At 66.6% G+C, this 24,014-nt stretch carries 27 protein-coding genes; 11 read left to right on the top strand and 16 right to left on the bottom strand.

Annotated features, from left to right (window positions below; genetic code table 11):
• Positions 1 to 57: 57 nt before the first annotated feature.
• From RI03_RS12880 to lipB, 3 genes are all read right to left on the bottom strand, one after another.
• A complete protein-coding gene (locus RI03_RS12880) occupies positions 58 to 732 on the bottom strand; it encodes a hypothetical protein (RefSeq protein ID WP_010164663.1) in 675 nt (224 codons plus the stop codon).
• Between the two features lie 214 nt (positions 733 to 946).
• A complete protein-coding gene (locus RI03_RS12875; RefSeq protein WP_010164661.1) occupies positions 947 to 1,213 on the bottom strand; it encodes a hypothetical protein in 267 nt (88 codons plus the stop codon).
• Between the two features lie 88 nt (positions 1,214 to 1,301).
• Positions 1,302 to 1,988, bottom strand: a complete 687-nt coding sequence (gene lipB, locus RI03_RS12870; RefSeq protein WP_010217849.1) for a lipoyl(octanoyl) transferase LipB — start codon at positions 1,986 to 1,988, stop codon at positions 1,302 to 1,304.
• 157 nt (positions 1,989 to 2,145) lie between these two features.
• On the opposite strand from lipB, the gene RI03_RS12865 reads away from it, so the two are divergent.
• Positions 2,146 to 2,979 (top strand): hypothetical protein, encoded by an 834-nt coding sequence (locus RI03_RS12865; protein WP_010217848.1) that lies wholly within the window; start codon positions 2,146 to 2,148, stop codon positions 2,977 to 2,979.
• The gene (locus RI03_RS12860) at positions 2,976 to 3,725 is read left to right on the top strand and encodes a hypothetical protein (RefSeq protein ID WP_010164656.1); all 750 of its coding nucleotides are present in this window, start codon (positions 2,976 to 2,978) and stop codon (positions 3,723 to 3,725) included. The genes RI03_RS12865 and RI03_RS12860 overlap by 4 nt, the downstream gene beginning before the upstream one ends.
• Here the strand turns inward: RI03_RS12860 and RI03_RS12855 are convergent.
• From RI03_RS12855 to RI03_RS12845, 3 genes are all read right to left on the bottom strand, one after another.
• A complete protein-coding gene (locus RI03_RS12855; RefSeq protein ID WP_010217847.1) occupies positions 3,698 to 4,288 on the bottom strand; it encodes a GNAT family N-acetyltransferase in 591 nt (196 codons plus the stop codon). The genes RI03_RS12860 and RI03_RS12855 overlap by 28 nt on opposite strands.
• A gap of 13 nt (positions 4,289 to 4,301) precedes the next feature.
• Positions 4,302 to 5,147 (bottom strand): oxygen-dependent coproporphyrinogen oxidase, encoded by an 846-nt coding sequence (hemF, locus tag RI03_RS12850; protein ID WP_010217846.1) that lies wholly within the window; start codon positions 5,145 to 5,147, stop codon positions 4,302 to 4,304.
• 237 nt (positions 5,148 to 5,384) lie between these two features.
• On the bottom strand, positions 5,385 to 5,840 hold the full coding sequence (locus RI03_RS12845) for a tRNA (cytidine(34)-2'-O)-methyltransferase (protein WP_010217845.1): 456 nt from the start codon (positions 5,838 to 5,840) through the stop codon (positions 5,385 to 5,387).
• Positions 5,841 to 6,026: 186 nt separating this feature from the next.
• On the opposite strand from RI03_RS12845, the gene petA reads away from it, so the two are divergent.
• The 5 genes from petA to RI03_RS12820 all read left to right on the top strand — a co-directional run bounded on the left by petA (position 6,027) and on the right by RI03_RS12820 (position 9,990).
• On the top strand, positions 6,027 to 6,602 hold the full coding sequence (petA, locus tag RI03_RS12840; RefSeq protein ID WP_026046706.1) for a ubiquinol-cytochrome c reductase iron-sulfur subunit: 576 nt from the start codon (positions 6,027 to 6,029) through the stop codon (positions 6,600 to 6,602).
• Between the two features lie 10 nt (positions 6,603 to 6,612).
• Positions 6,613 to 7,917, top strand: coding sequence for a cytochrome b (locus RI03_RS12835; protein WP_010217844.1), 1,305 nt, complete (start codon positions 6,613 to 6,615; stop codon positions 7,915 to 7,917).
• A 14-nt stretch (positions 7,918 to 7,931) separates the two neighbouring features.
• A complete protein-coding gene (locus tag RI03_RS12830) occupies positions 7,932 to 8,750 on the top strand; it encodes a cytochrome c1 (RefSeq protein ID WP_010164649.1) in 819 nt (272 codons plus the stop codon).
• Positions 8,751 to 8,904: 154 nt separating this feature from the next.
• Entirely contained in the window at positions 8,905 to 9,435 is a 531-nt protein-coding gene (locus tag RI03_RS12825) for an adenine phosphoribosyltransferase (protein ID WP_010217843.1), read from the top strand.
• A gap of 84 nt (positions 9,436 to 9,519) precedes the next feature.
• Complete coding sequence (locus RI03_RS12820; protein WP_010217842.1) at positions 9,520 to 9,990, top strand: hypothetical protein; 471 nt, start codon at positions 9,520 to 9,522, stop codon at positions 9,988 to 9,990.
• Positions 9,991 to 10,074: 84 nt separating this feature from the next.
• Here RI03_RS12820 and RI03_RS12815 read toward each other — a convergent pair whose 3' ends face one another.
• The 5 genes from RI03_RS12815 to ychF all read right to left on the bottom strand — a co-directional run bounded on the left by RI03_RS12815 (position 10,075) and on the right by ychF (position 15,085).
• Complete coding sequence (locus RI03_RS12815; protein ID WP_010217841.1) at positions 10,075 to 10,527, bottom strand: MaoC family dehydratase; 453 nt, start codon at positions 10,525 to 10,527, stop codon at positions 10,075 to 10,077.
• A 96-nt stretch (positions 10,528 to 10,623) separates the two neighbouring features.
• A complete protein-coding gene (locus RI03_RS12810; RefSeq protein ID WP_010217840.1) occupies positions 10,624 to 11,883 on the bottom strand; it encodes an alkaline phosphatase family protein in 1,260 nt (419 codons plus the stop codon).
• A gap of 42 nt (positions 11,884 to 11,925) precedes the next feature.
• Positions 11,926 to 13,173 carry a hypothetical protein gene (locus RI03_RS12805; protein WP_443208555.1) on the bottom strand — a complete coding sequence of 416 codons (1,248 nt, stop codon included), beginning with the start codon at positions 13,171 to 13,173 and terminating at the stop codon, positions 11,926 to 11,928.
• Between the two features lie 455 nt (positions 13,174 to 13,628).
• On the bottom strand, positions 13,629 to 13,946 hold the full coding sequence (locus RI03_RS12800; protein ID WP_238542358.1) for a hypothetical protein: 318 nt from the start codon (positions 13,944 to 13,946) through the stop codon (positions 13,629 to 13,631).
• 38 nt (positions 13,947 to 13,984) lie between these two features.
• Positions 13,985 to 15,085 (bottom strand): redox-regulated ATPase YchF, encoded by a 1,101-nt coding sequence (ychF, locus tag RI03_RS12795; RefSeq protein WP_010217837.1) that lies wholly within the window; start codon positions 15,083 to 15,085, stop codon positions 13,985 to 13,987.
• Positions 15,086 to 15,271: 186 nt separating this feature from the next.
• Between ychF and RI03_RS12790 the strand changes: the two genes are divergently transcribed.
• Complete coding sequence (locus RI03_RS12790) at positions 15,272 to 15,940, top strand: hypothetical protein (RefSeq protein WP_010217836.1); 669 nt, start codon at positions 15,272 to 15,274, stop codon at positions 15,938 to 15,940.
• Positions 15,941 to 16,105: 165 nt separating this feature from the next.
• On the opposite strand, the gene RI03_RS12785 is transcribed toward RI03_RS12790, so the two are convergent.
• Complete coding sequence (locus RI03_RS12785) at positions 16,106 to 16,720, bottom strand: TIGR02466 family protein (protein WP_010217835.1); 615 nt, start codon at positions 16,718 to 16,720, stop codon at positions 16,106 to 16,108.
• Positions 16,721 to 16,785: 65 nt separating this feature from the next.
• Here RI03_RS12785 and RI03_RS12780 point away from each other — a divergent pair, with 65 nt between their 5' ends.
• On the top strand, positions 16,786 to 17,988 hold the full coding sequence (locus tag RI03_RS12780) for a JmjC domain-containing protein (protein WP_010217834.1): 1,203 nt from the start codon (positions 16,786 to 16,788) through the stop codon (positions 17,986 to 17,988).
• Positions 17,989 to 18,147: 159 nt separating this feature from the next.
• On the opposite strand, the gene pth is transcribed toward RI03_RS12780, so the two are convergent.
• The 4 genes from pth to RI03_RS12760 all read right to left on the bottom strand — a co-directional run bounded on the left by pth (position 18,148) and on the right by RI03_RS12760 (position 21,556).
• A complete protein-coding gene (pth, locus tag RI03_RS12775; RefSeq protein ID WP_010217833.1) occupies positions 18,148 to 18,717 on the bottom strand; it encodes an aminoacyl-tRNA hydrolase in 570 nt (189 codons plus the stop codon).
• 220 nt (positions 18,718 to 18,937) lie between these two features.
• Positions 18,938 to 19,633: a 50S ribosomal protein L25/general stress protein Ctc gene (locus tag RI03_RS12770; protein WP_010217832.1), complete on the bottom strand. Its 696-nt coding sequence runs from the start codon at positions 19,631 to 19,633 to the stop codon at positions 18,938 to 18,940.
• A 133-nt stretch (positions 19,634 to 19,766) separates the two neighbouring features.
• The gene (locus RI03_RS12765) at positions 19,767 to 20,621 is read right to left on the bottom strand and encodes a TraB/GumN family protein (RefSeq protein WP_010217831.1); all 855 of its coding nucleotides are present in this window, start codon (positions 20,619 to 20,621) and stop codon (positions 19,767 to 19,769) included.
• Positions 20,621 to 21,556, bottom strand: a complete 936-nt coding sequence (locus tag RI03_RS12760; protein WP_010217830.1) for a TraB/GumN family protein — start codon at positions 21,554 to 21,556, stop codon at positions 20,621 to 20,623. The genes RI03_RS12765 and RI03_RS12760 overlap by 1 nt, the downstream gene beginning before the upstream one ends.
• A gap of 120 nt (positions 21,557 to 21,676) precedes the next feature.
• On the opposite strand from RI03_RS12760, the gene RI03_RS12755 reads away from it, so the two are divergent.
• Together RI03_RS12755 and glyS are read left to right on the top strand one after the other, a co-directional pair.
• Positions 21,677 to 22,573: a glycine--tRNA ligase subunit alpha gene (locus tag RI03_RS12755; RefSeq protein ID WP_010217829.1), complete on the top strand. Its 897-nt coding sequence runs from the start codon at positions 21,677 to 21,679 to the stop codon at positions 22,571 to 22,573.
• 262 nt (positions 22,574 to 22,835) lie between these two features.
• The coding region (gene glyS, locus RI03_RS12750; protein WP_010217828.1) for a glycine--tRNA ligase subunit beta at positions 22,836 to 24,014 on the top strand (1,179 nt) is incomplete at its 3' end.

The following is a 24,014-nucleotide window of genomic DNA, read 5'->3' as shown; positions in this document are numbered from 1 at the left end:
AAAGGGGGAGCGCAACCGCCGTTGCGCTCCCCCTTTTGATCATGGGTCAGGAATGCCTCAGCGCGGCGTCAACGTATAGGCGCCGCAGCGGCGCTGGTTCCATTCGCCGTTCTTGCCCCAGCACATCGCGTCGAACCGCGGCACCGACACGCGCGTCTCGATCCGCGGACGGCGTGCGAAGCGCTGTTCGCCCCATGGCGTCAGCGAGTTGCGCAGCGTCCCCATGTCGTTGATCGCGACCTTGTACAGCTCGCCGCGCTTGGCATAGGCCGCGTTGGTGCCGATCTGTGCGGCCGTCTGGCAAAAGCCATATTGCGCTCCGACGGTCGTGAACGACGAATAGGTCCGCGTGCCGAACCGGTCGAGCGCTGCCTGGCCGGCCTTGGGTGTCTTGTTGGTGCGGTTGAAATATTTGACCAGCGTGTCGAACGCGGTCTTCAGCTCGTCCTTGTGATTGTTGATCATCACATTGTAATTCTCGACGTTGAGCAGCGTCGGCTCGAACTGGCACTGCAGCGCCGCGACGTTGAGCGCCGAGCGCAGGTTCCACACCAGATTGGCGCGGACTTCGGCCGGGGTCGCGCCGGGCAGCGCGAGCTGGCCGGGTTCATCGCCCTCGATCGGCGGGGCCGTCATGTCGTGCGACTGGAAAAAGAACTGCGCCGAAGCGGGGGTTGCCAGCGCGACGCCGCAAGTGGCGGTCAGCGCGGCCAGAATACGCAACACGGTCATTCAATCCCTCTCAAATCACGATTCAGCGCCTACGGCTTTTCGCGTAGCATCCCAACTCTTTTAACCAATCGGCCCGTCGCAAACCAACCGGAAATCGGCGGGACGATTCAAAAGATCGCTTTTCCCGCAAAACGGAAGCGAAGGGCCCCGGAATCGAAAGGGCCGCCCGGTTTCCCGGACGGCCCTGGATCTTCTCTTTCCCGAAAGGGAAGGATTACATCGCGTTCGTGGTCGTGGTCGTGGTGTTCGACATCATCGTGGTGTCGTTCGCCATCATGCCACCGTCGTTGGCCATCGCGCCGTCGGTCGACGTCATCGTGTCGTTCGCGGTCGTGGTCGACATCGTGTCGGTCGAGTTCATGTCGGTGACCATCGTGTTGTCGGTGGTCGTCGTCTCGGTCTTCGGAGTGCAAGCCGAGATCGCGATTGCTGCAACAGCGATCATCGAACCAGCAGCGACCTTGGAAATGAATGCACGCATTGGAAAGCTCCCTAGATATATGTTTGGTTGGCCTCGAGACCTTTAATACCCAAACCGTGGTGGACATTAGTCGGATATGGTCCGGCCCTCAAGCCCAGTTTTTCCGCCCCAAAGAATGAGTTTCCAGGAACGTTGAAAAGCGCAACGCCAGGGCGGCGTCGAAGGTTGCAAAGTCGGTTGGCGCGCCAAGCGCCGCGGCGCTCGTCACCGCGAAATCCGCGAGGCCGCACGGGACGATCCCGCCAAAGTGCGCGAGGTCGGGCGCGAGGTTGACGGAGAAGCCGTGGAGCGTGACCCAGCGCCGCACGCGCACGCCAATCGCGCCGATCTTGGCTTCCGCCGTCCCCCCGGGGGACAGCGTATCGGGCACGCTGGTCCAGATCCCGATCCGCCCCGGCGCGCGGAACGCGGCGATCCCGAGATCCCCGAGCGTATCGATCACCCACCCCTCGAGCGCGTGGACGAACTGCCGGACGTCGCGCCCGCGCCGCGTGAGGTCGAGCACGACATAGCCGATCCGTTGCCCGGGCCCATGATAGGTATAGCGCCCGCCGCGCCCGGTCTGGACCACCGGGAATTGCGGATCGCGCAGCTCGGCCGGATCGGCGCTGGTGCCGCCGGTATAGACGGGGGGGTGTTCGAGCAGCCAGACGAGCTCGCGCGCGGTCCCCTCGGCAACCGCGGTCGCGCGCGCTTCCATTTCGGCGAGCGCGGTCGCGTACGGAACGGGGGAGGCGGCGATGCGCCACTCGATATCGTCGGGCAGATGATCCACGCCACGCCGATTGCGCCACTGCGCGGTTCCACGCAAGAGTGCGGTTTGGTCAAGGCGTTGGCAAGCGGACGAGCCATGCGCTAACAGCGCCGGAAGGTCGTGCCCCGGGGGCGATGTGCAGGGCCGCTGGTGCAACGGACGGGGAGAGTGCGACGTGATGGTGACGATGAGCACGGTCTGGGACCGCACGACCGAGTTCGTCGGCGGGAATATTGCGGCACTGACCCCGATCGTCCTGGTCGGGATGTTCGTGCCGGTCGCGTTGATCGGCAATCTGATGCCGCTGATGGGGGCGTCCGGGGTCGTCGGCAATACGGTGGTCGGCGCGCTGATCGTGCTGCTCTCGCTCGCGAGCAACTGGGGCGCGATCGCGGTGACCGCACTCGTGCTCGAACCCGCGGCCGGGCGTAGCGTGGCGATCCGCACCGCCAACCGGCGCTTCCTCCCGGTCATCGGGGTCAACCTGCTCGTGCTGGTCATCCTGTTCCTGCTGTTCGCGCCCGCGTTCATCGGGTTTTCGCTCAGCGGCATCCCGATGAACCAGGCGGGCGGCGCGCAGCCGTCGCTCGACCAGATCAATGGTCCGGCGGTGCTGTTCGCCTCGCTTTACTCGCTGGTATTGCTCCCGGTGCTGTTGTGGGTGGTCGCGCGGCTGGCGGTAATCACCCCCGCGGTCGTCGCGGAACGGCGCGGGTTCGGCGCGTTCGGGCGTGCGTTTGCGCTGACGCGGGGCCTCGCGCTCAGGATCATGGGGGTGATCCTGCTGTATCTGATCGTGTCACAGGTCGCCGGGCTGGCGACACGGATGGTGGCGGGAAGCGTGTTCGGACTGCTGCTGTCGAGCGACGGGCCGGTCTCGCTCGCCGCGATCCTCACGTCGACCGTCGTGGCCGTGCTGTCGACGATCTTTTCGGTGCTGGCGGTGGCGTTCCTAGCCAAGCTTTATCTTGCCACGCGCGATGCGCGCGCGGCCCATGTCGAGGTCGCATGAAACAGACGATGATCAGGCTCGATGTCCCTGCGGTGCTGCGCGATGCGTGGGGCATGGCGAAGCGCGACCGCGACGCGCTGGCGGGTGTGGCCGGGCTGTTGCTGCTGGTGCCGCAGATCGCGCTGGCGATGTTCGTCGCCAAGCCGCCCGCGCTGCCGGCGAACGCGGACCAGACCGCGGCGTGGCTCGCGGCGGTGCAGGCCTGGTCGCAGCTCTACAGCCTGCCGGTCATTGCGCTCACCATCGTGCTGCTGTTCGGTTCGGCGAGCATCCTGCTGCTGTATCTCGATCGCGCGCGCCCGACGGTGCAGGCGGCGCTGCTCCATGCGCTGGCGCTGCTGCCGCGTGTCGTGCTGCTGTCGCTGCTGATGTCGTTCCCGATCAGCATCGGGACGCTCATGCTGTTCCTGCCCGGGATCTATCTGCAGGGGCGGCTGCTGCTCGCGCTGCCTTTGCTGATCGCGACGCCGTCGATCGGCGTGGTCACCGCGTTCACGCGCAGCTTCAAGCTCACGCGCGGGCACGGTCTGATCCTGATGGGGCTGGCGTGCATCACGGTGCTGCTCGGGGATATCCTCGCGCTGCCGTTCCGCAGCATCGGTGCCGCGCTGGCGGGCGCACCGCTCGCCAATCCGGTGGTCGCGGCGATCCTGCAGGTCGGCGCGGCGGCGGGGGTGACGATCGGGATGGTCACCACGCTGCTGATCCAGGTCGCGCTCTACCGGCGGCTCAACAGCGGCACGTGAGGCGCCGCCTCGGGCGGGAGATGCCCGGTCAGCCGGGGATCGGCGAAGGTCTCGACCGTGCGGCGGACGGCGACGAACCCCTGCTTGCGATAGAAAGCGAGCGCGGACGGGTGATCGAGCGAGCAGGTGTGGAGCCACACCCGCTTGATCCCCTTCGCCCAGCCGCGCGCGAGCGCCTCCGCCATCATCCAGCGCCCGAGTTCGCGGCCGGCCAGTTCGGGAATCAGCGCGAAATAGGAGATTTCGCACGCGCCCGACGTCCGGAAATCGAGCTCGACCAGCCCGACCTCGATTCCGTTCGAATCGACCGCCGCGAACACGCCGATCGCGGGATCGTGGATGATCCGCAGCAACGCCGCATCGTCGATCACCAGTCGCGAGAACCACAGCCACGGCGCACCGACGCGGCGGAACAGCGCGCGATATTTATTCGCGTCCGGCTGATGCCATTGCACCAGCCGGAGCGGCGCGGCGGGGATCGGGCGCAGCGGCGGGCGCTGCGTCATCTCCAGCGTGGTGACGACGGTGGCGACGTCGGTGTCGCGGACCGGGATCAGCCCCATCGTGCCCTGCGCCTCAGGACCAGGTCGCAAGCGGCGGCAGGCTCATCAGGATCGCGTCGATGTTCCCGCCGGTCTTGAGCCCGAACAGCGTGCCGCGATCATAGACGAGGTTGAACTCGGCATAGCGCCCGCGCCACTCCAGCATCTGCGCGGTGTCGGCCGGGGTGAAGGGCAGGTCCATCCGCCGCCGCACGATCCGCGGGTACACGTCGAGGAACGCGCGGCCGATATCCTGGATGAACCCGAAGTTCGCCTCGAAATTGCCCTCGAGATGGTCGCAGAAGATTCCCCCGACGCCGCGGTGCACCTTGCGATGCGGGATGTAGAAATAGTCGTCCGCCCATTTGGCGTAGCGCTCGTAATACTCCTCGCCGTGCGGGGCGCAGGCGGCCTTGAGCACCGCGTGGAATTCGTCGGTATCCTCGGCATAGGGCAACGGCGGGTTGAGATCCGCGCCGCCGCCGAACCAGCGCTTGGTCGTGACGAGGAAACGCGTGTTCATGTGGACCGCGGGGACATGCGGGTTCGCCATGTGCGCGACCAGGCTGATCCCGGTCGCGAAGAACTGCGGGTTCTCGGCGGCGCCGTGGATCGACTTGGCGAAGTCTCCTTCGAACGTGCCGCCGACGGTCGAGACGTTGACGCCGACCTTTTCGAACACCTTGCCCTTCATCACCCCGCGCACGCCACCACCGCCGGGCGAACCGTCGGGATCGGTGCGGTCCCACTCGGTGTAATCGAAGTCCGCGTCCGATCCGGCCTCGCGTTCGATGCTGACGAATTCGGCGCAGATCTGGTCGCGCAGGTCCTCGAACCAGTGGCGGGCGCGGGCTTGTTCGGGGTCGAGGGCGATGTCCACGGGTGGCTTGTCCTGTTGTGGTGGGAAGGGAGGTGTACTCGTCACGGCGTCGGCGGCGGGCCATTGGTAGAAGTGCTTAGGGGGCGGCTCGTTCGATCATTCCATTTTCTTCCGGCGTCATCCCCGCGAAGGCGGGGATCCATACTGGCTGCCCAGGCCTGCTAAGACCAAATTTTGCGCTAATGGATTCCCGCCTCGGCGGGAATGACGGAGCGGGGGAGGGCGGACTCCGAAACGTCACGCTGTCTCCGGCCACCCGCCGGTCTGTCGCAGTGCCTCGGCGATGCCGATCCCCGCGGCGACCGCGATGTTGAGCGAGCGCATCCCCGGCGCGAGCGGGATCCGCACCGCGACGTCCGCCAGCGCATGGACCATATCGGGCACCCCGCTCCCCTCCGACCCGAGCAGGAGCGTGTCGGACGACTCGAAGGTCGCCGCATCGAGCCGCGTCCCCCCGCGCGTGGTCAGGAGGACGAGCCGCCCCGGCACGGTCGGCAGGAACGCGTCCCAATCGGCATGGCGAGTCACCTGGACGACGTCGGCATAATCCATCCCCGAACGCGCGAGCGCCTTGTCGTTCCAGGTGAAGCCTGTCGGTTCAATCACATCGACCGGAACGCCGAGGCACGCGCCGAGACGGAGAATTGCGCCGACGTTTCCGGCGATATCGGGCTGGTAGAGGGCAATACGCATGGACGTCCCGCTACCACGCTTAAATTGCAGTTGGCAAAAGCGGGTCGTGCCGTCTAACTAGTCGCGTCTGCGGCGATGCGCCGAAGACCGTGGCGGGCAGGCGTAAAACGCCGGGTCCACCCAAAATGAACGAACGCCTGTCGCCGCGAAGCAGATGGGCGAAGGCAGAGGTACAAGGGCTAGTCAATGGCAACAGTCGATTCCGCCGTGCCACTTGGGGAAGATCCCGTTCCCTTTCATGAGGATGTGCCGCGCCGTCGCGACTTCCTCAATATCGCCGCGGTCGCGACCGCGGGCATTGGCGGCGCGATTGCGATCGTCCCGCTGATCAACCAGATGAACCCTTCCGCCGACGTGCTCGCGCTGTCGACGACCGAGGTCGACCTGTCGAAGATCGAGGCGGGATCGGGCATCGTCACCTCCTTCCGCAAGCAGCCGTTGTTCGTCCGCAACCTCACCCCGGCGGAAATCGCCGCGGCCGACAAGGTCGCCTTGTCGGAACTGCGCGATCCGCAGACGCTCGAGCAGCGGACCAAGGGCAAGAAGAACTGGCTGATCACGCTGGGCGTCTGCACGCATCTCGGGTGCATCCCGCAGGGGATCGTCTCGAGCGAGAACCGCGGCCAGTATGGCGGCTATTTCTGCCCGTGCCACGGTTCGCAATACGATACCGCGGCGCGCATCCGCAAAGGCCCGGCGCCGAAGAACCTTGCGGTCCCGGACTATAAGTTCACGTCGGCGACGACGGTCACGGTGGGTTGAGGATAGAACGATGAGTTTTCCCTGGGCCAAGCATTACGCACCGCAAAGCGGGTTCACCAAGTGGCTCGATGAGCGCCTGCCGCTCCCGCGCCTCGTCTATGGCGCGGTCGGCGCGGGCTATCCCGTGCCGCGCAACCTCAATTACTTCTGGAACTTCGGGGTGCTCGCGGGGGCCGCGCTCGGCATCCAGATCATCACGGGCATCGTCCTCGCGATGCATTATGCCGCCAACGGTGGCGTGGCGTTCGATTCGGTCGAGCATATCATGCGCGACGTCAACGGCGGCTGGTTCCTGCGCTATGCGCACGCGAACGGCGCGTCGATGTTCTTCATCGTCGTCTATATCCACATCTTCCGCGGACTGTTCTACGGGTCGTACAAGGCCCCGCGAGAAATGATCTGGCTGCTCGGCGTCACGATTTTCCTGCTGATGATGGCGACCGCGTTCATGGGCTATGTGCTCCCCTGGGGGCAGATGAGCTTCTGGGGCGCGCAGGTCATCACCGGCTTCTTTTCGGCGATTCCCGTGGTCGGCGAGACGATCCGGATCTGGCTGCTGGGCGGATATGCGCCGGATGATGCGGCGCTCAACCGCTTCTTCTCGCTGCATTATCTCCTGCCGTTCGTGATCGCGGGCGTCATCATCCTGCACATCTGGGCGCTCCACATCCCGGGGTCGAACAACCCGACCGGGGTGGACGTCAAGGGCGAGCAGGATACCGTTCCGTTCCATCCCTATTACACCGCGAAGGACGGGTTCGGCCTCGGCGTGTTCCTGCTGATCTTCGCCGGCCTGATCTTCTTCGCGCCCAATTATCTGGGGCATCCGGACAATTACGTTCCGGCCAACCCGCTGCAGACGCCCGCGCATATCGTGCCGGAGTGGTATTTCTGGCCGTTCTACGCGATCCTGCGCGCGTTCACGGTCGATTTCATCCTGCCGGCCAAGCTGTGGGGGGTGCTCGCGATGTTCGGGTCGATCCTGCTGCTGTTCTTCCTGCCGTGGCTCGACAGCTCGCCGGTGCGCTCGTCCAACTATCGCCCGGTGTACCGCACCTTCTTCTGGGTGCTCGTCGCCGACGTGCTGATCCTCGGCTATTGCGGGGGGTCGCCGGCTGAGCCGCTCTATGTCGTCCTCAGCCAGATCTGCGCAGCGTATTATTTCGCGCACTTCCTGATCATCCTGCCGATCATCGCGCGGACCGAGCGTCCGCTGCCGCTGCCGGGCTCGATCACCGAGGCGGTGCTGGCGGGCAAGGGGGGCACCAGCCCGATGCACAGCGCGGTGAGCGGTAGCCCGCTTCCGGCCGAATAAGGGGCACTTCGAGCATGATCCGCTTTATTTCCTGGGCCGTCGGCGCTGCCTTCGTCTTTGTCCTCGCGCTGGCGCTGTTCAGCTCGGTGTCGGGGCTCATCACCGACCCCGTCGCCCCCACCGCGGCGGAGGAATTCCACAAGCATCCGAAGGAACTCGAACTCGCGTCGAACGGCTTCTTCGGCACCTACGACCAGCGTCAGCTCCAGCGGGGCTTGCAGGTCTACAAGGAAGTCTGCGCGAACTGCCACTCGCTCAAGCATGTCGCGTTCCGCGACCTGACCGAGCTCGGCTATTCGGCGGGCCAGGTAAAGAAGTTCGCGGCGGACTGGGCGGTCAAGGCGCAGGTGTTCGACCCCAAGACGGGCGACAAGACCGAGCGGCCCAACACGCCTGCGGATCCGTTCCCGACGGTCTATTATCCCGGCCTCGGCAACCCGCCAGACCTGTCGCTGATCACCAAGGCGCGGCATGAAGGTACGCCCTATGTCTATTCGCTGCTGACCGGCTATGCCGCGCAGCCCGCCGACTTGCTCAAGAAGTTCCCCGACGCCAAGACCCCCGACGGCCTGTATTACAACCCGTATTTCGCGAACCTCAACATCGCAATGCCGCCCCCGCTGACGCAGGACGGTCAGGTGACCTATCTCGACGGGACCAAGTCGACGGTCGACCAGAATGCCAAGGACGTCGCGGCGTTCCTGACCTGGGCGGCGGAACCGAACCTGCCCGCGCGGCATGGCGCGGGGATCGCGGTGATCCTGTTCCTCCTGGTCTTCTGCGCGCTAGCCTACGGTGCGTACCAGAATATCTGGCGCGACATTAAGCACTGAGGCCGGACGCGCCAAGACACGGGGCGAAAGCCTCCGAAATGGCGGCGGGTGGTCCGGGCAAAGGCTCGGACCGCCCGTTTTTGCGTGAAAGCCGGTCCGCTTCCGGTTACGAGGCGGCCCCGGCCTTCGCCGGACTGACGAGGGGCTTCCGACCGTGAACGATGACCTGAAGGCGCTGATCCGTACCATTCCGGATTTCCCCAAGCCCGGGATCATGTTCCGCGACATCACCACGCTGCTGCTCGACGCAAAGGGCTTCGCGACGAGCATCGAACGCATGGCTGCGGCGACGCACGGCCCGGTCGACCTCATCGCCGGGATCGAGGCGCGCGGGTTCCTGTTCGCAGCCGCGCTTGCGGCGCCGCTCGGGGCGGGCGTGCTGTTGATCCGCAAGGACGGCAAGCTGCCCGGCGTCACCATCGCGGAGGATTATGCGCTCGAATATGGCACCGACCGGATCGCGATCCACGCGGATGCGATGGCACCTGGCCAGCGCGTGTTGCTGGTCGACGACCTGATCGCCACCGGCGGCACCGCGCGCGCCGCGGTCCGCCTGTTGCGCAAGGCAGGCGCGGTGGTCGAACAGGCACAGTTCCTGGTCGACCTGCCCGATCTTGGCGGTGCGGCGGCGCTCCGCGCGGACGGGATCGCGGTCGATTCGCTGGTTGCGTTCGAGGGGCATTGAGGCGCGACACGGAACGCGCGGCGTTTCCGGCGGTTGATGCGGGTGAAGCTCGACCACTGCCGGGCCCGTGCCCGGAGTCGCGTCATGTCGTTCGTTTCAAAGCTTTCCCCCCGTTTTGCGAAGGTTGCGCTGGCGACCGCCGCGCTGACCGCCGCGATGGGGCTGACCGGCTGCAACGAGGGGTACGGCTATGGCGGCGTTGGCCTCGGTTATAACAGCGCTGCGTGGGACCCCTATTACGGCGGTTACACCGGCGATCCGTATTGGGGCTGGAACAACGATTATTACTATCCCGGCACCGGCTATTATGTGTTCGACCGGTCGAACCGTCGGTATCGTTGGAATGACCAGCAGCGGGGCTATTGGCAGGGCCGATCGCAGGGCTGGCGCGGTGCACACCGTGAGATCCGTCCGATGTGGCGCGATTACGGGGTGCAGGGACGCCCGGGCGGCGGCGGTCGGGGCAGCTTCGGTGGCCGCGGCGGGTATGGCGGTCGCGGCGGCTTTGGAGCTCATGGAGGCGGCCGTCCGGGTGGTGCCCGAGGCCACCGGTGATCAACGCGACGGCATGATCTTCGATGCCCCCCGGCCTTGCGCCGGGGGCGTCCGAAGCGCGTCCCGGCGCGATGCCGGAGAACTTTATGCGGCGGGCGGTCGCGTCCGGATCAGCCCGGTCGACACGAACGTCATCACCACCACGTCATCCTGGTTGAGCACCGTCATCTTGCTGCGATAACTCCCCATTTCGGGGCGGCTACGCGAAGCGCGCTTGTCGAGGATCTCGGTTTCGCACCGCAGCGTGTCGCCTGGATAGACGGGTTTGAGCCAGCGCAGTTCATCGATCCCCGGGGAGCCAAGCCCGGCCTGCTGGTTTGCCTCCAGGTTCGCGACGACCATCGCCATCGTCATCGCGCAGGTATGCCAGCCGCTCGCCGACAGCTGGCCGAAATGCGTCGCGGCGGCGGCCTCGTCGGAAAGATGGAAGGGCTGCGGATCATAGGCTGTCGCAAACCCGATGACCTCGTCACGCTGGACTTCATATCGACCGAACGCCTGTCTGGTGCCGACCTCGAGATCTTCGAAATATTGCATTACGGGACTTTTGTACGCCGACACGCCGAGTGCAAGCGGCGAATGAGGCGCGGAGCGCCGTAGTTGACAGCAGTGCCGCCGGCCGCGCGCATCGCGTTATTTTCTGAGAGCCTCCCGGAACGGTGCGTCGTCGCTGTCCAGCCGCGGATCTGCCGGCAAACCGATCAGGTCGCGCAACAGCGGCGCGACGTCGACATTGTCGAACCCCGCAAGCGCCCCGAGCGGCTTGATCGCCGGCCCGTTGGCGATGAACAGTGCCGCCATCTCGGGAGCCGCTGGGTCGAAACCGTGCGTGCCGCCGGAGGTCGGGTGGTCGATCGGCGCTTCCTTGGTCAAGGCAAGCCAGCCGGTCTCGGCAAGGCAGACGAAGGCCGGGACGCGCGCGTTCTGGCCGTAATGGAAGCGCGCCGGGATCTCGCGCTTGCGCCAGCATTGCAGGTGATCGTGCGCGCCGAGCAGCGCACGGGCGACCTCCGCCTCATGCCCGGGCATGGGATCGAGCCCGACATAGGGGCCATCGGTGATCGCATGAAAGCTCGCGGGCGGGAGCATCCGGTCGATCCGGACGACGCGGTCCGCGCTGATCGCCGCCATCCCGTGATCCGCGACGATCACCAGATTGGCGGGCTGGCCGAGGTCGGCGAGCCCCGCGCGCAACCGGCCGATCGCGGTGTCGATGTCCTTGACCGTCGCGGTGACATGCGCGTCGGCGGGGCCGTATTTGTGGCCAGCGCTGTCGACCGCATCGAAATACAGCGTCAGGAACCGTGGCCGTGTCGCCGCCGGGCGACGGAGCCAGTCGATCACCGCATCGACGCGCTGGCGATCGTCGACCGCGTGCGCATATTGCTGCCAGTCGTCGGGCCGCACGCCCTTCCAGTCGACGTTGGAGCCCGGCCAGAACATCGTCGCGCTGCGGATCCCGGCCTTTTCGGCGGTCACCCACAAAGGCTCGGCCTCGGTCCACCAGAACGGGTCGTCGGTCTGCATCGTGAAGACCTCGCCCGGGCGGCGGGCGTCCTCCATGCGGTTGCCGACGATCCCGCTGCGGTCGGGGCGCAGGCCGGTGACGAGCGTATAATGGTTGGGGAAGGTGATCGACGGGAAGCTCGGCCGCATCGCCGCGCTGATGCCGCCCGTAGCGAGCGCGTCGAGGTTCGGGGTGACCCCACGGTCGCGATAGTCCGGGCGGAAGCCGTCGATCGAGATCAGGATCGTGACCGGCGCGCGCTTCTCCGCCGCCACGACCGGGTTGGCTCGGGCCTGGTCGGGGCGGGGGGCATTGATCGGGGCGGTGACGCAGGCTTGCAGGGCAGCGCAAAGCGCGGCGGCGACGATACGGGTGGTCCAACGCATCGCCCGCCCTTGCGCCAAAACCGCGTCACTTCAATGACAAAGTCACCGCGCCAGCGACACTTTCGCGAACAGGCTCAGGCTGACCGGGAACGTGCCGTAAGCCCGGTCGAGCGACTTGGGCTTGGCATAGACCCCGACCGCGCCGCCCAGCGCCGCATCGAACGGCCCGACCAGCGGCAGGCGATAGGCATAGCCGCCTTCCAGCTTGTTGACCCGGAATTTGCGGTCATGGAACGGATCGCGCGGGTCTGGGAACAGCTCGTCGTTGGCGACGCTCTCACCGCGCGCGAACAGCGTGTTGTGCCGGTCGAGATCCCAATTCGCCTCCGCCAGCCATGCGCTGAGCACGCGGCCGGGCAATTTGTGCTTGGCGGAATAGGCGAGCAGCGTCGCGATCCTCCCGCTGGCATATTGCACGCTCGCGGTGGTGCGCGCCTCGTCGCGGAAGGCCTCGAGCTGTTCCGGGCTCTTGAGCCGACCGTGGCTCGCCTGGAGCGCCCAGGCGGGCGAGGGGGTCCAGGTCGCGCGGACGCTCCACGAATCGAGGCTCGGGCGCTCGATCCCCCAGCGATACTGGTTTGGCTCGCGGCCGCGGAATGCGGAGGCCTCCAGCTGCCAGCGCGGGGCGGCATAGCCCGCGGTGAGGACGCCATAGGTGATGTGCGTGCTGTCGAACCAGTGATGCGTGATCGGCGCCATCGGTTGATAGGTCGCGGACGCGCGGTGCATGAACGCCGAGGGGCCAAGCGCTGGCTCGGCGACCGGGCCGCCGTAGAGGAACGCCGCACCCTTGCCGGCGTCGACGTCGATCCGCGCGGACAGCTCCATGAACAGGTCGTGCGGATGCTGGCGATCGACCAACTGGCTGACCCCGTCGGCGGTTTCGCCGGTCGCGAACAGGTTGGGATAGCCCTTCGCGCCCATTGCCGGCTCGAGGCTCAGCATCGTTCGCAATTGCAGCCGCGCGCCCGTGCCAAGGTCGCTGGTCGCCGACAGCATCGCCATCGACTGGACGAACAGGTCGGCGTCGCCGCGCGGACCGCCCTGGTCGGTATAGGTCGCCCAGGCATAGCCGTGGAGCATCAGCGCCCACTCGCCCGCCATGACATGCTCGCCGAGCATCTGCCCGGCGTTGCCCGGGTTGCGCGAGGTGCCCGAACCTTCGCCGTACGCGCCGTTCATCGGGAGCATCGCCATGCCGGGCATGGCGGACATTGCGTCGCTGGCATGGCCGGCCCCCGTTTCCTTCCCCGTCGCAGGCCGGGGCCCAGTCGTCGTGTCCACGGGCATCGTATGCCCCGCATGAGGATCAACGCTGCGCGACTGGGCCCCGGCCTCCGCCGGGGAAGAGCGATAAGGGGCGGCGTCCGTCACTCCCGGCATGGCTTGCATTGCCGTGGGCTTCGGGGTTGTTTCCCCTTCTTCCTTCCCCGGCGCAGGCCGGGGCCCAGTGGTGGTGTACTTGGGCGTCGGGTGCCCGGCATGAGGAACGACGCTGCGCAACGGCGCCGCAGCCTTCGCGGGGGACGTGCGAGTGGTCGTGGTGCGACGGGCTGACTGTATGCCAGCGGGTTTCGCGTTTGCCTTCGGCATCGGCATATCCATGCCAGGCATGGAAGATTGCGCGCGTGCCGCAAACGGCAGCAGCGCGGCCACGGTACAGGCCGTGACCAGAAAGGGTCGGTTCATTGGAAGTCCTTCGCGTGTCAGTAACGGCGTCGCGGCGCAGGACGCGCCGCGCGAAGTCAGGCCGACAGTCGCGGAGGGGGCAGGATCGGGGGCGCGCGCAAGCCGGGCGCGAACGCGCTGGCAACGATCGCGGGGCGCATCGGGGCATAGGCGAAGGGCGTCGCGACGGGGCGGGGCGCGATCGTCGCGGGGGGAATGCAGCCGATGCAGACATGCGGCGCCAACCCGCGTTCGTCGGATCCGGGCATCTGGTGTGTTGCTGCACCGTGATGCGCCATCGGCATCATCGCGGGGGCATCATGGCACGGCCCGTTCGCCATCGCGGGAAAGGCGAAGGCGGCGAGCAACAGCGCAAGGATCATCCGGGCGAGCACGGAGGCGGGTCTACACCGTCCAGACCCGCCCGGCACCATCAGACGTTGAAGCGGAAATTGAGCACGTCGCCGTCGTGGACGACATATTCCTTGCCTTCTTGCCGCAACTTGCCCGCGTCGCGCGCGCCGGTCTCGCCACCCAGCGCGACATAGTCGTCATAAGCGATCGTCTCGGCGCGGATGAAGCCGCGCTCGAAATCGGTGTGGATCTCGCCCGCCGCCTGCGGGGCCTTGGCCCCGGCATGGACCGTCCAGGCGCGCGCTTCCTTCGGACCGACCGTGAAGAAGGTCAGCAGCGAAAGCAGCTTGTACCCGGCGCGAATGACGCGGGCGAGGCCGGTTTCCGCGAGCCCCAGTTCCGACAGGAACTCGCCGCGTTCCTCGGCGTCCATCGTCGCGATCTCGGCCTCGATCGCGGCGGAGACGACGACCGCCTGCGCGCCCTCGGCCTTCGCTTTTTCGAACACGCGCGCGGACTGGCTGTTGCCCTCGGCGGCGCTCGCTTCCTCGACGTTGCAGACGTAGAGCACCGGCTTGGCGGTGAGCAGCTGCGCCTGCGCGAAGACGCGCGCCTCGTCCTCGTCCTTCGGCACGGTTAGCCGCGCGGGTTTGCCTTCGCGGAGCAATTCAAGTGCCTGGCCGAGCACGGCCGCGCCGATCTTGGCTTCCTTGTCGCCTTGCGTCGCTTTCTTCGCGAGATTGGGGACGCGCTTCTCGAGGCTCTCCAGATCGGACAGCATCAGCTCGGTCTCGACCGTCTCAGCATCGGCGATCGGGTCGACCTTGCCCTCGACATGGGTGACGTCGTCATCCTCGAAGCAACGCAGCACGTGAACGATCGCGTCGACTTCGCGGATATTGCCGAGGAACTGGTTGCCGAGCCCTTCGCCCTTCGACGCGCCGCGCACCAGCCCGGCGATGTCGACGAACCCGAGCTGCGTCTCGATGATCTTGGCCGAACCCGCGACCCCCGCCAGCTTGGCGAGGCGTTCGTCGGGGACGCCGACGTTGCCGACGTTGGGTTCGATCGTGCAGAACGGGTAATTGGCAGCCTGCGCCGCCGCCGTCTGCGTCAGCGCATTGAACAGGGTGGACTTGCCGACATTGGGCAGCCCGACGATCCCACAGCGAAATCCCATGATGGTCCTTGAAGCGCAGTTTGAAGAGGAAGCCTGCGCGATAGGGCCTTGCGGGCGGAAATGCCAGCATGTCGCACGCAAGTGCCCGCGTGGCGGAACCAACCCTCCGGTCATGCGATTGATTTGCATCAGCGAGTTCATGTCCTCCGGACGCGGACGGCGTGGAATTTCGACAGGGATGGCGTGATGCGGGGACCATCGTTCTGGTATGTCGGGCTTGGGTTTGTTCTGACGTCGACCGCAGCGGGTGCGGCACCGGCTCCCCGTTTCAAGGCGGTCGTTCTGCCGATGCAGGCGGAACCCTCCGTGGAGGGGATCGGCTCTCCAATGGAAGCGGCCACCATGCCAGTCCGGCCGGGCGCGATGCGCACCGTCCTGACGGACCCGGCGCGTGAAACCGCGCTGGGGCATCAGCCCCGGCAAGTGCCCTACGATCTGCGCGTCGCGAAGCGCGATGACGGCAGTCTCGGAACGTCGCTCAAAAGGCGGCTTCGCCCGCGTGGGTCCGGCATGCGCGACGCATACCTCGACGGCGACAGCGGCCTGCGCGTGTCGGTCGGCAGCAGCTACCATATGAGCTACCGCGCCACGTCGCGGATGGCCGGGTCGAGAATGGCCGCCAGGCGTGGGTCGAGCGCGGTCAATCTGCGCGACGGCTACGAAGGCTACGCCCCGGTCGCGCTCGCCGGATACGACCGGTTCGTCAGCGATCGGATGAAGATCGGGGTCGAGGGCGGGATGATGGTCGGTCGCTCGACCGCCATGTATGCGGACGAGACCATGCCGGGCGCGGGCAGTGCGGAGCGGACCGCGCGCAATCCGGTTGCGGATGTGGTGATGACTTACGCGTTCTGACGCGGCCACCCATCCCCTCATCCGTCATCCCGGCAAAGGGGGGCGTCCATACTGGCTGGCTGCGCTTGCCTTACGAACCGCTAGTATCGCTGAATTCCGGCGTTCGCGGGAAGGACGGGGGAGGGGAAAGCGCGCAAGTGACGCTAAGGCTGCTCCGCAAAGCCATCACCACCGATAATTGAAGCTGATGCTGATCCGCTCGGCCTTTGCCGTCCCCGGCGCGACTTCGTGCCGCAGCCAGCTCTCCCACAGGAAGACGCTCCCCGCCTCGGGCTCGACATAGACGAACGTCCGCTGGTCCTCGCGCGCATCGGGCAGGCGCGGCGGGGCGGCCATCATCATCGGCAACCGCGGATCTTCGAGCTTGAGCGCGCCCGCGCCCTCGGGCACCGCGATATAGACCGTGCCCGAGATCACGCTGTGCGGGTGGACGTGCCCCGAATGCGTGCCGCCCGGCTTCATCACATTGACCCACAGGCTGTCGAGCTTGAGCTTCCCGCCCTGCAGATCGAACGCGCACGCCTCTGCGAATTTGGCGACATGCTTGTTGAGCAATTTGACGAGATCGCCGAACGCGGGGTCGCGCATCGGCAGGTCGTCGAGCGAGGCGTAAGAGGTGTAGCCGCGATAGCCGTGCGCCTTGGCCCAGGTCCGCCCCGCACGATCGTCCTCCGCGAGCATCCGGCACGACCGGTCGAGCTCGGCGACCAGCGCCGCGTCCTTCAGTTTTCCGTCGTAGAACGGCGTGGCGAACAGGCTGCGGACCGGGGAGGTTTTCATGGCTGTCGCCTATCCTCCAGCGCGCCGCAATTGCCAAGGGATGCGGTGCAACCTAGGCTTCGCGCGTGGATTTTTCTCGCGTCGCCTTGTCCGATCTCGTCGCCCCGCTCGACGTCGAGACCTTCCGCTCGCACTATTGGGACCGGCAGCCGGTCCATTTGCCGAGTCCTGCGGGGGGCAGGGGCAGCCTGCTCACCTGGGAGCGGTTTTCCGAACTGCTCGGCACCGGCGGGCATTGGACCGCGGCCAACCTCAAGCTGATCCTCAACAGTCGGCCGATCCTGCCGGACTTCTATCTCGACGGCGATCCCGCCGCGCCGATCGACACGCGCCGCGCGGACCCGGCGCGGGTCGGAGTCTTCCTCGGCATGGGCGCAAGCCTCGTCGCGGACGACGTCGAGCGGATCGCGCCCGAGTTGCGGCGCTGGACGACGCTGCTCGGGACGGAGTTCGCGGCGCTGACCAACGCCAACGTCTATTGCTCGTTCAAGGGCGTGCAGGCGTTCGCAACGCATTACGACCTGCATGACGTGTTCGCGCTCCAGTGCGAAGGGGAGAAGGTCTGGCGGATTTACCGCAACCGTGCCGAAAATCCGGTCAGCGCACCGCATGGCGGGGAGGAGGTCCAGCGCCAGATCGACGCGGCGCGGGGGGACCTGATGGCCGAAGTCCGGATGCGGCCGGGCGATGTGCTGTATCTGCCGCGCGGTTGCTATCACGATGCGCTGGCGCAGGAAGGCGCGTCGCTGCACGTCAGTTTCGCGGTGGCGCCGCTCGGCGCGATGGCGCTGCTGCGCGCACTGGAAGAAGCGGCGCTGCGCGAGCCCGCGTTCCGCGCATATCTGGCGGATGCGCGGAGCGACGACGGCCAGCCGCTCGAAGCGCAGTTTCAGGCGTTGGCACGCAGGCTCGGCGAACTTGCCGGCAGCCCGTTGATTCGCGATGCGGTGATCGACGCGCAACGCGCGCGAACGCGATCGGACTATGCCTTCACGCTGCCCAAGCGGCTTGCGCTCGACAGCTATGCGCGCACCCAGCGTCCGGCGCAGGTCGAATGGCACGACGTGGGTATGGTCCTGCGCACTCAAAGCGGGGCGCATCCGCTCGGAACGTTCGGGACGGTGGCGGACTATGCGCTGACGCGCCCGGCCTTCTCGGCGCAGGAATTGCGCGCGAGGTTCGCGCATGTTCCGGCGGAGGAGCATGCGGCGCTGCTCGCGCTGCTGGTGCGCGAGCGGTTGTTCGAGCGGTACACGCCGCAGGTTTAATCGAGGGCCGTCCGCAACCCTTTACTTCCCCGGCGAAGGCCGGGGCCCAGCAGCGCAGGTCGACGGATCGGAGCGCTGCCCTCGCCATGAACCGCTCGCTACTGGGCCCCGGCCTTCGCCGGGGAGGCGAGAGACGGGAGTAGCTCCGCCGATCCGCTTCTACCGCGCAAGTCGCAACGCCACGTCGCTCATGAACCGCTGGTCATCCCCCGCCGCCAGCCACGAGGCCTCCGCCGCGATCGCGCCGAGCACGTCACTCAGCGGGTCCATCTCGGCCTTGGCGTAATTGCCCAGCACATAGGGCGACACCTTGTCCTTGTGCCCGGGATGCCCGATCCCGATCCGCACGCGGCGGAAGTCCTCGCCGATATGCTGCGCGGTCGAGCGGATACCGTTATGCCCGGCGGCACCACCGCCGGTCTTCACCTTGACGCGAAACGGGTCGAGATCGAGCTCGTCGTAGAAGACGGTGACGTCGGCGGGGCTGAGCTTGTAGAAGCGCATCGCCTCGCCGATGCTGCGGCCGCTTTCGTTCATGAAGGTGGCGGGCTTGAGCAGCAGGATCTTCTCGCTGCCGATCCGCCCGTCCTGGGTCCAGCCCTGGAACGCCTTCTTGACGCTGCCGAAGCCGTGCATCTCGGCGATCGTATCGACCGCCATGAACCCGACATTGTGCCGGTTGAGCGCATATTGCGCACCGGGATTTCCGAGACCGGCCCAGAGTTGCATGTCGTGTTCTGCCTGCCCGCTGTATTTCTCATCCCGTTCGTTTCGAGCGATGTCGAGAAACCCTGCGCTGTGCCAGGTTTCTCGACTTCGTTCGAAACGAACGGGCAGGAAGAAGCTCAATAGTGAATTCACGAAAAAGGGACAGCCTGCCGGACGCACGCGCCGCAGACTGTCCCCTTTTTCCAGGCCTCTCCCCGCACGCGGGAAGGGGCAGACAGGCTTATTCGGCCTTGTCGTCCGCGGACGTGTCGTCCGCGGCAGCCGCGTCTTCAGCGGCCTCTGCTTCGGACTCAGCCGACTGCGCTTCGGCAACCGCTGCGTCGAGTTCCTCGTCCGCCGCGGTTGGAACCGTCGGCGGCACGATCGTCGCGATCGCGAAGTCGCGATCCGAGATCGACGGCTCGACGCCCTTGGGCAGCTTCACGTCCGAAATGTGGATCGATGCGCCGACTTCGAGGCCTGCGAGCGAGATGCTGATCTCGCCAGGGATCTCGGCTGCGTCGCAGACGACTTCGATCTCGTGACGCGTGACGTTGAGCACGCCGCCATCCTTCTTGATGCCAGGGGCGTCGTCTTCATCGACGAACACGACAGGAACCGCGACGGTGACGGTCGAATGCGCGCCGATCCGCAGGAAGTCGACATGGACCGGACGCTCGGTGACGACGTCGAAGGTGACGTCCTTGGGCAGGGTGCGAACCTGCTGGCCACCGGCGTCGAGCATGACGACCGAATTCATGAAGTGACCCGTGTTGAGCAGACGCATCAGCGCCTTTTCCTCGACGTGGATCGACAGGGGTTCCTGCTTATTGCCGTAGATTACGGCGGGGACGCGGCCTTCACGACGAAGCAAACGGGAGGCTCCCTTGCCAACCTGTTCGCGCGTCTCGGCTGCGAGCGTCATCTGTTCGCTCATTGCAATGCTCCGAAATACTTGATGTGGTATGTTCCGGCCAAGCCTCCAGGGATGACCCTGACCGAAGCGCGATCGCATAGGGGAAGGCGCGGGAAAAGGCAAGATGGCGGGTGGGCGGTGCCGCGTCGTGCCGTTACTCCACGCGCGCCACCCGCACGCCGCGCGCGCGCAGCAGGTCGATCACCGACCCCGGCCCCACCAGATGCCCCGCGCCGACCGCCACCAGCACGCGCCCGGGCCGCGCCATCCGCCGCAGGATCGCGCTTGCCCAGCGTCTGTTGCGCTGGGCGATCAGCGGTTGCGCCAGCGTCGGGTCGCCCCGGACCGATTCGAGCGTTTCGGCAAGCGCAGCGGAATCGCCCTTCACCCACGCCGCCAGCAGCGTCTGATATCCTCGCGCAGGATCAAGCGCGTCGCGCGCCGCTTCGCGCAGCAGCGCCTTCTGCGCCGCTGCGGGCAGGCGGTCGAACAGGCGCAACTGCCCCTCGCGCGTTTCGAGCGCGCCGATCGTCCTGCCCGCAAACCGTGCGGTGAGGACGGGCTCGATCCCGCGATCCGCCGAGGCGTCGCTGCTATGCCCGCCCGCCGCGCCGATCACGAGCGCCGCGCCCCAGGTCTTATACCCCTGCAGGTCCGTTTCCGTCAGCCCCGCCGCGGCGATGCTGCGCGCGAGCACTTGCCGGTCCTCCGGTGTGACTCGCGCAGCCAGCGGCGCCAGGCCCGGCCGGCGCGCGATTGCCTCGAACTGCGCATGGGCGTCCGCGGTCGCGGGCGGCACCTCGAGGATCAGCGTATCCGCCGCGGCGATCGCGCGGGCGACCTCGGGCGTTTCCCAGCGAACGCCGGGTGGCAACGCATGGATCGTCCCGAGCAGCCAGATCGTCGTGTCGCCATCCGAGACCCGCCACAGCGCCGGCCGTGCATCGACGGGTGGCGCGCGGTCGCATCCCGCGAGCAGCGCAAGCGCCAGAGCAAGCAGCCACCGCATCAATAGCGGATGCGCACGGCCTTGAGCCGGTATTTCGCCAGTTGCGTCTGCACGCTGTCCCTGCCCGCGAGATGCCCCGCGCCGACCGCGATGAACACCGTCCCCGGCTTCTTCATCCGTTGGGCGATCCACGTCGCCCAACGCTTGTTCCGCTCGACCAGCAGGACGCGGTACAGGTTGGGCTGGCTGGTCAGGTCCTCGTTCATCAGCGCGCTCAGCCCCTCGGCGTCGCCCGCCTTCCAGCGATCGAGCATCGCGTTGATCATGCCGTCGAACTTGTCGATGTCCTGCACGCTCGACACGAGGAACGCGACCTGATCGGCTTGCGAGAGATTGTGGAAATAGCCGAGCTGTTGCTGGAGCGTTTCGAGGCCCGCGACCGGCTTGCGCTGGGCGGTTGCGGCGGCAGTAAGTTCCGCCTCGGCGCCATCGGCGGCGCTGAACCCGGCCTTTTGCAGCGCAAGCTGCGACAGCGTCACCGCGACGAACCACGGCTCGAACTTTTCGAGCGCGGCGGGCGGAATGCCGAGCCTGGTCATCGCCGCGGCATAAGCGGCACGGTCCCCCGCGGGGAGCTTCTGCGTCAGTGGCACGCCCGACGTATCGGTCGCGAGCGGGAGCATCACGCGTTGCGCGGTGGCCGGATCGGGCAGCGGGATCTCGAGCATCAGCTGACCGCTCGAATCGAACGCTTTCCTCACCGCCGAATCGAACCATCCCAAATGGGGCTTGAGCGCGTGGACCGTCCCGAACAAATAGACGGTGGTGTCCTTGTCCTTCACGACCCACAAGGCGGGGTCGGCGGGGATCGTCGCCGCGTGCGGGGTGGCGGGCATCGCGACGGGCGGGGTAATGGGAGCGGTGGCGGTCTGCGCCACGGCGGGACCAGCGAGCAACAGCGCGGTCAGCGCGAAAAGGGGGCGGGTGATGGTCATGACGTTGATCCCGATGCGTGTCCGGCGGTGGCCGCCGTGCTATCGTCTAAACGCGCAGCGGTTAACAGCCTCCGATGAGGCGTTGACCCCCTTGCGGCACTGCGCCAAAGCCACCGCATCATGACCGATCGCCCGATGAGCTTCCAGCGGATGATCCTGACGCTCCATGACTATTGGAGCGACAGGGGATGCCTGATCCTGCAACCCTATGACATGGAAATGGGGGCGGGGACCTTCCACACCGCCACGACGCTGCGCGCGCTCGGCCCCAAGCCGTGGAACGCAGCCTTCGTCCAGCCCTGCCGCCGCCCGACCGACGGTCGCTATGGCGAGAACCCCAACCGGCTCCAGCATTATTACCAGTATCAGGTGATCCTGAAGCCGAGCCCGGCGGATCTGCAGGAGCTGTACCTCGGTTCGCTCGCCGCGATCGGGATCGATTTCACCCGCCACGACATTCGCTTCGTCGAGGACGACTGGGAGTCGCCGACCTTGGGAGCCTGGGGCCTTGGCTGGGAAGTCTGGTGCGACGGGATGGAAGTCACCCAGTTCACCTATTTCCAGCAGATGGGCGGGTTCGACATGAAGCCGGTCGCGGGCGAGCTGACCTACGGGCTCGAGCGGCTCGCGATGTACATCCAGGACAAGGACAGCGTCTACGACCTCGCGTTCAACGACGCGGGCGTGACCTACGGCGAGGTGTTCCACGAGAATGAGGTCGAGATGTCGACCTGGAATTTCGAAGTAGCCGACACCGACAGCCTGTTCGATTCGTTCCGCAAGCATGTCGCCGAATGCGAGAACAGCCTCGCTGCGGGGTTGCCGATTCCGGCCTATGAGCAGGCGATCAAGGCTAGCCACGTGTTCAACCTGTTGCAGGCGCGCGGCGTCATCTCGGTCGCCGAGCGGCAGGCGTATATGGGCCGGGTGCGCGATCTCGCGAAGGGCAGCTGCCAGGCGTGGATCGAGAAGCATTCGCCCGCGTGGCAGGCCGCCTATCCGGGGTGGACCGCGTGATCCGCGCCGCAGGCATTTCCTCTTTTAGTGGCTTTGTGGCTTTGTGTGAGAAGAAGGGTTTTCTCGCACAAAGCCACAAAGGCACGAAGATGCTGCGCTTCGTGTCCGCCGGTCGGTCTGCTCCCGGTTATGCGATGGAGCTGCGCTCGGCTTTTGGCGCTGACGACCGTCGACTTCTCCGCCTTCTTCCCTTCGTGTCTTTGTGCCTTTGTGCGAGCCAATCCTTCTCCACGACTGCGCTTAACCTCCCAACGGTGCCCGCATGACCGATTTCCTCCTCGAACTCCGCTCGGAAGAAATCCCCGCGCGGATGCAGGACCGCGCGTGCGAGGATCTCGCCAAGCTGTTCGCCGCCGAACTGGCGAAAGCCGGCCTTGCCGCGACCGAGCTGGTCACCTACGCGACGCCCCGCCGCCTCACGCTGATCGCGCGCGGCCTGCCGCTGGAGACGGCGGCGGTGTCCGAGGAAACCAAGGGCCCCAAGGCCAGCGCGCCGCCACAGGCGCACGAAGGCTTCCTCCGCAAGACCGGCCTCACGCGCGAGCAACTCGTCGAGCGCGACGGCGTGCTGTTTGCGGTGATCGAGCGTGCGGGTCGCGCCACCACCGGCGTGCTCGCCGAGGCGATCCCCGCGATCATCCGCGCCTTCCCTTGGCCCAAGGCGATGCGCTGGGGCGGGGCCTCGACCACGATGGAATCGCTGCGCTGGGTCCGCCCGCTGCAGGGGATCGTCGCGCTGCTCGGCGAGGAGATCGTGCCCGTCGAGATCGCCGGCATCACCAGCGGTGCCGCCACCGTCGGGCATCGCTTCCATCATCCGGGCATCATCACGATCGGCTCGGCGGACGATTATGTCGAGAAATTGCGCGCCTGCCACGTGATCGTCGACCAGGCCGAACGCCGCCAGATCATCGCGCTCGGCGCGACGATGGCCGCGCGCAAGGCCGGGCTCGAACTGGTCCAGGACGAGGGGCTGCTGACCGAGAATGCCGGGCTGACCGAATGGCCGGTGCCGTTGCTCGGGCGTTTCGATGCTGCGTTCCTCAGCGTGCCGCCCGAGGTGATCCAGCTGACAGCGCGCGTGAACCAGAAGTATTTCGTGTGCCGCGATGCCGGTGGCGCGCTTGCGGATGCGTTCGTCTGCACCGCCAATATCGATGCGGTCGATGGCGGCGAGAAGATCGTCGAGGGCAACCGCAAGGTGCTCGCCGCACGGCTGTCGGATGCGAAGTTCTTTTACGAGACCGATCTGAAGGTGCCGCTGGAGGCGCAGGCGGAGAAGCTCGACCGGATCGTGTTCCACGAGAAGCTCGGCACGGTCGCGGACAAGGTCGCGCGCGTAGCGAAGCTCGCGCGGTGGTTGGTGGAGGAGGGGATCGTCTCTTCTAAGCCCCTCCCCCTCGGGGGAGGGGTTGGGGGTGGGGCCGTGCCTGCTTCCGAC

Source organism: Sphingomonas sp. PAMC 26621 (genome assembly GCF_000251145.1).
In the GTDB taxonomy this organism is placed as follows: domain Bacteria; phylum Pseudomonadota; class Alphaproteobacteria; order Sphingomonadales; family Sphingomonadaceae; genus Sphingomonas.
The sequence above is the reverse complement of the archived record's forward strand: the minus strand, read 5'-3'. Positions and strand labels throughout refer to the sequence as shown.

What these genes read in the sequence shown, in the direction of transcription:
- RI03_RS12880 (WP_010164663.1), bottom strand. Translation starts at nt 732, where the DNA reads ATGACCGTGTTGCGTATTCTGGCCGCGCTGACCGCCACTTGCGGCGTC.
- RI03_RS12875 (WP_010164661.1), bottom strand. Translation starts at nt 1,213, where the DNA reads ATGCGTGCATTCATTTCCAAGGTCGCTGCTGGTTCGATGATCGCTGTT.
- RI03_RS12865 (WP_010217848.1), top strand. Translation starts at nt 2,146, where the DNA reads ATGGTGACGATGAGCACGGTCTGGGACCGCACGACCGAGTTCGTCGGC.
- RI03_RS12860 (WP_010164656.1), top strand. Translation starts at nt 2,976, where the DNA reads ATGAAACAGACGATGATCAGGCTCGATGTCCCTGCGGTGCTGCGCGAT.
- RI03_RS12855 (WP_010217847.1), bottom strand. Translation starts at nt 4,288, where the DNA reads ATGGGGCTGATCCCGGTCCGCGACACCGACGTCGCCACCGTCGTCACC.
- RI03_RS12845 (WP_010217845.1), bottom strand. Translation starts at nt 5,840, where the DNA reads ATGCGTATTGCCCTCTACCAGCCCGATATCGCCGGAAACGTCGGCGCA.
- petA (WP_026046706.1), top strand. Translation starts at nt 6,027, where the DNA reads ATGGCAACAGTCGATTCCGCCGTGCCACTTGGGGAAGATCCCGTTCCC.
- RI03_RS12835 (WP_010217844.1), top strand. Translation starts at nt 6,613, where the DNA reads ATGAGTTTTCCCTGGGCCAAGCATTACGCACCGCAAAGCGGGTTCACC.
- RI03_RS12830 (WP_010164649.1), top strand. Translation starts at nt 7,932, where the DNA reads ATGATCCGCTTTATTTCCTGGGCCGTCGGCGCTGCCTTCGTCTTTGTC.
- RI03_RS12820 (WP_010217842.1), top strand. Translation starts at nt 9,520, where the DNA reads ATGTCGTTCGTTTCAAAGCTTTCCCCCCGTTTTGCGAAGGTTGCGCTG.
- RI03_RS12815 (WP_010217841.1), bottom strand. Translation starts at nt 10,527, where the DNA reads ATGCAATATTTCGAAGATCTCGAGGTCGGCACCAGACAGGCGTTCGGT.
- RI03_RS12810 (WP_010217840.1), bottom strand. Translation starts at nt 11,883, where the DNA reads ATGCGTTGGACCACCCGTATCGTCGCCGCCGCGCTTTGCGCTGCCCTG.
- RI03_RS12805 (WP_443208555.1), bottom strand. Translation starts at nt 13,173, where the DNA reads ATGCCCGTGGACACGACGACTGGGCCCCGGCCTGCGACGGGGAAGGAA.
- ychF (WP_010217837.1), bottom strand. Translation starts at nt 15,085, where the DNA reads ATGGGATTTCGCTGTGGGATCGTCGGGCTGCCCAATGTCGGCAAGTCC.
- RI03_RS12790 (WP_010217836.1), top strand. Translation starts at nt 15,272, where the DNA reads ATGCGGGGACCATCGTTCTGGTATGTCGGGCTTGGGTTTGTTCTGACG.
- RI03_RS12785 (WP_010217835.1), bottom strand. Translation starts at nt 16,720, where the DNA reads ATGAAAACCTCCCCGGTCCGCAGCCTGTTCGCCACGCCGTTCTACGAC.
- pth (WP_010217833.1), bottom strand. Translation starts at nt 18,717, where the DNA reads ATGCAACTCTGGGCCGGTCTCGGAAATCCCGGTGCGCAATATGCGCTC.
- RI03_RS12770 (WP_010217832.1), bottom strand. Translation starts at nt 19,633, where the DNA reads ATGAGCGAACAGATGACGCTCGCAGCCGAGACGCGCGAACAGGTTGGC.
- RI03_RS12765 (WP_010217831.1), bottom strand. Translation starts at nt 20,621, where the DNA reads ATGCGGTGGCTGCTTGCTCTGGCGCTTGCGCTGCTCGCGGGATGCGAC.
- RI03_RS12760 (WP_010217830.1), bottom strand. Translation starts at nt 21,556, where the DNA reads ATGACCATCACCCGCCCCCTTTTCGCGCTGACCGCGCTGTTGCTCGCT.
- RI03_RS12755 (WP_010217829.1), top strand. Translation starts at nt 21,677, where the DNA reads ATGACCGATCGCCCGATGAGCTTCCAGCGGATGATCCTGACGCTCCAT.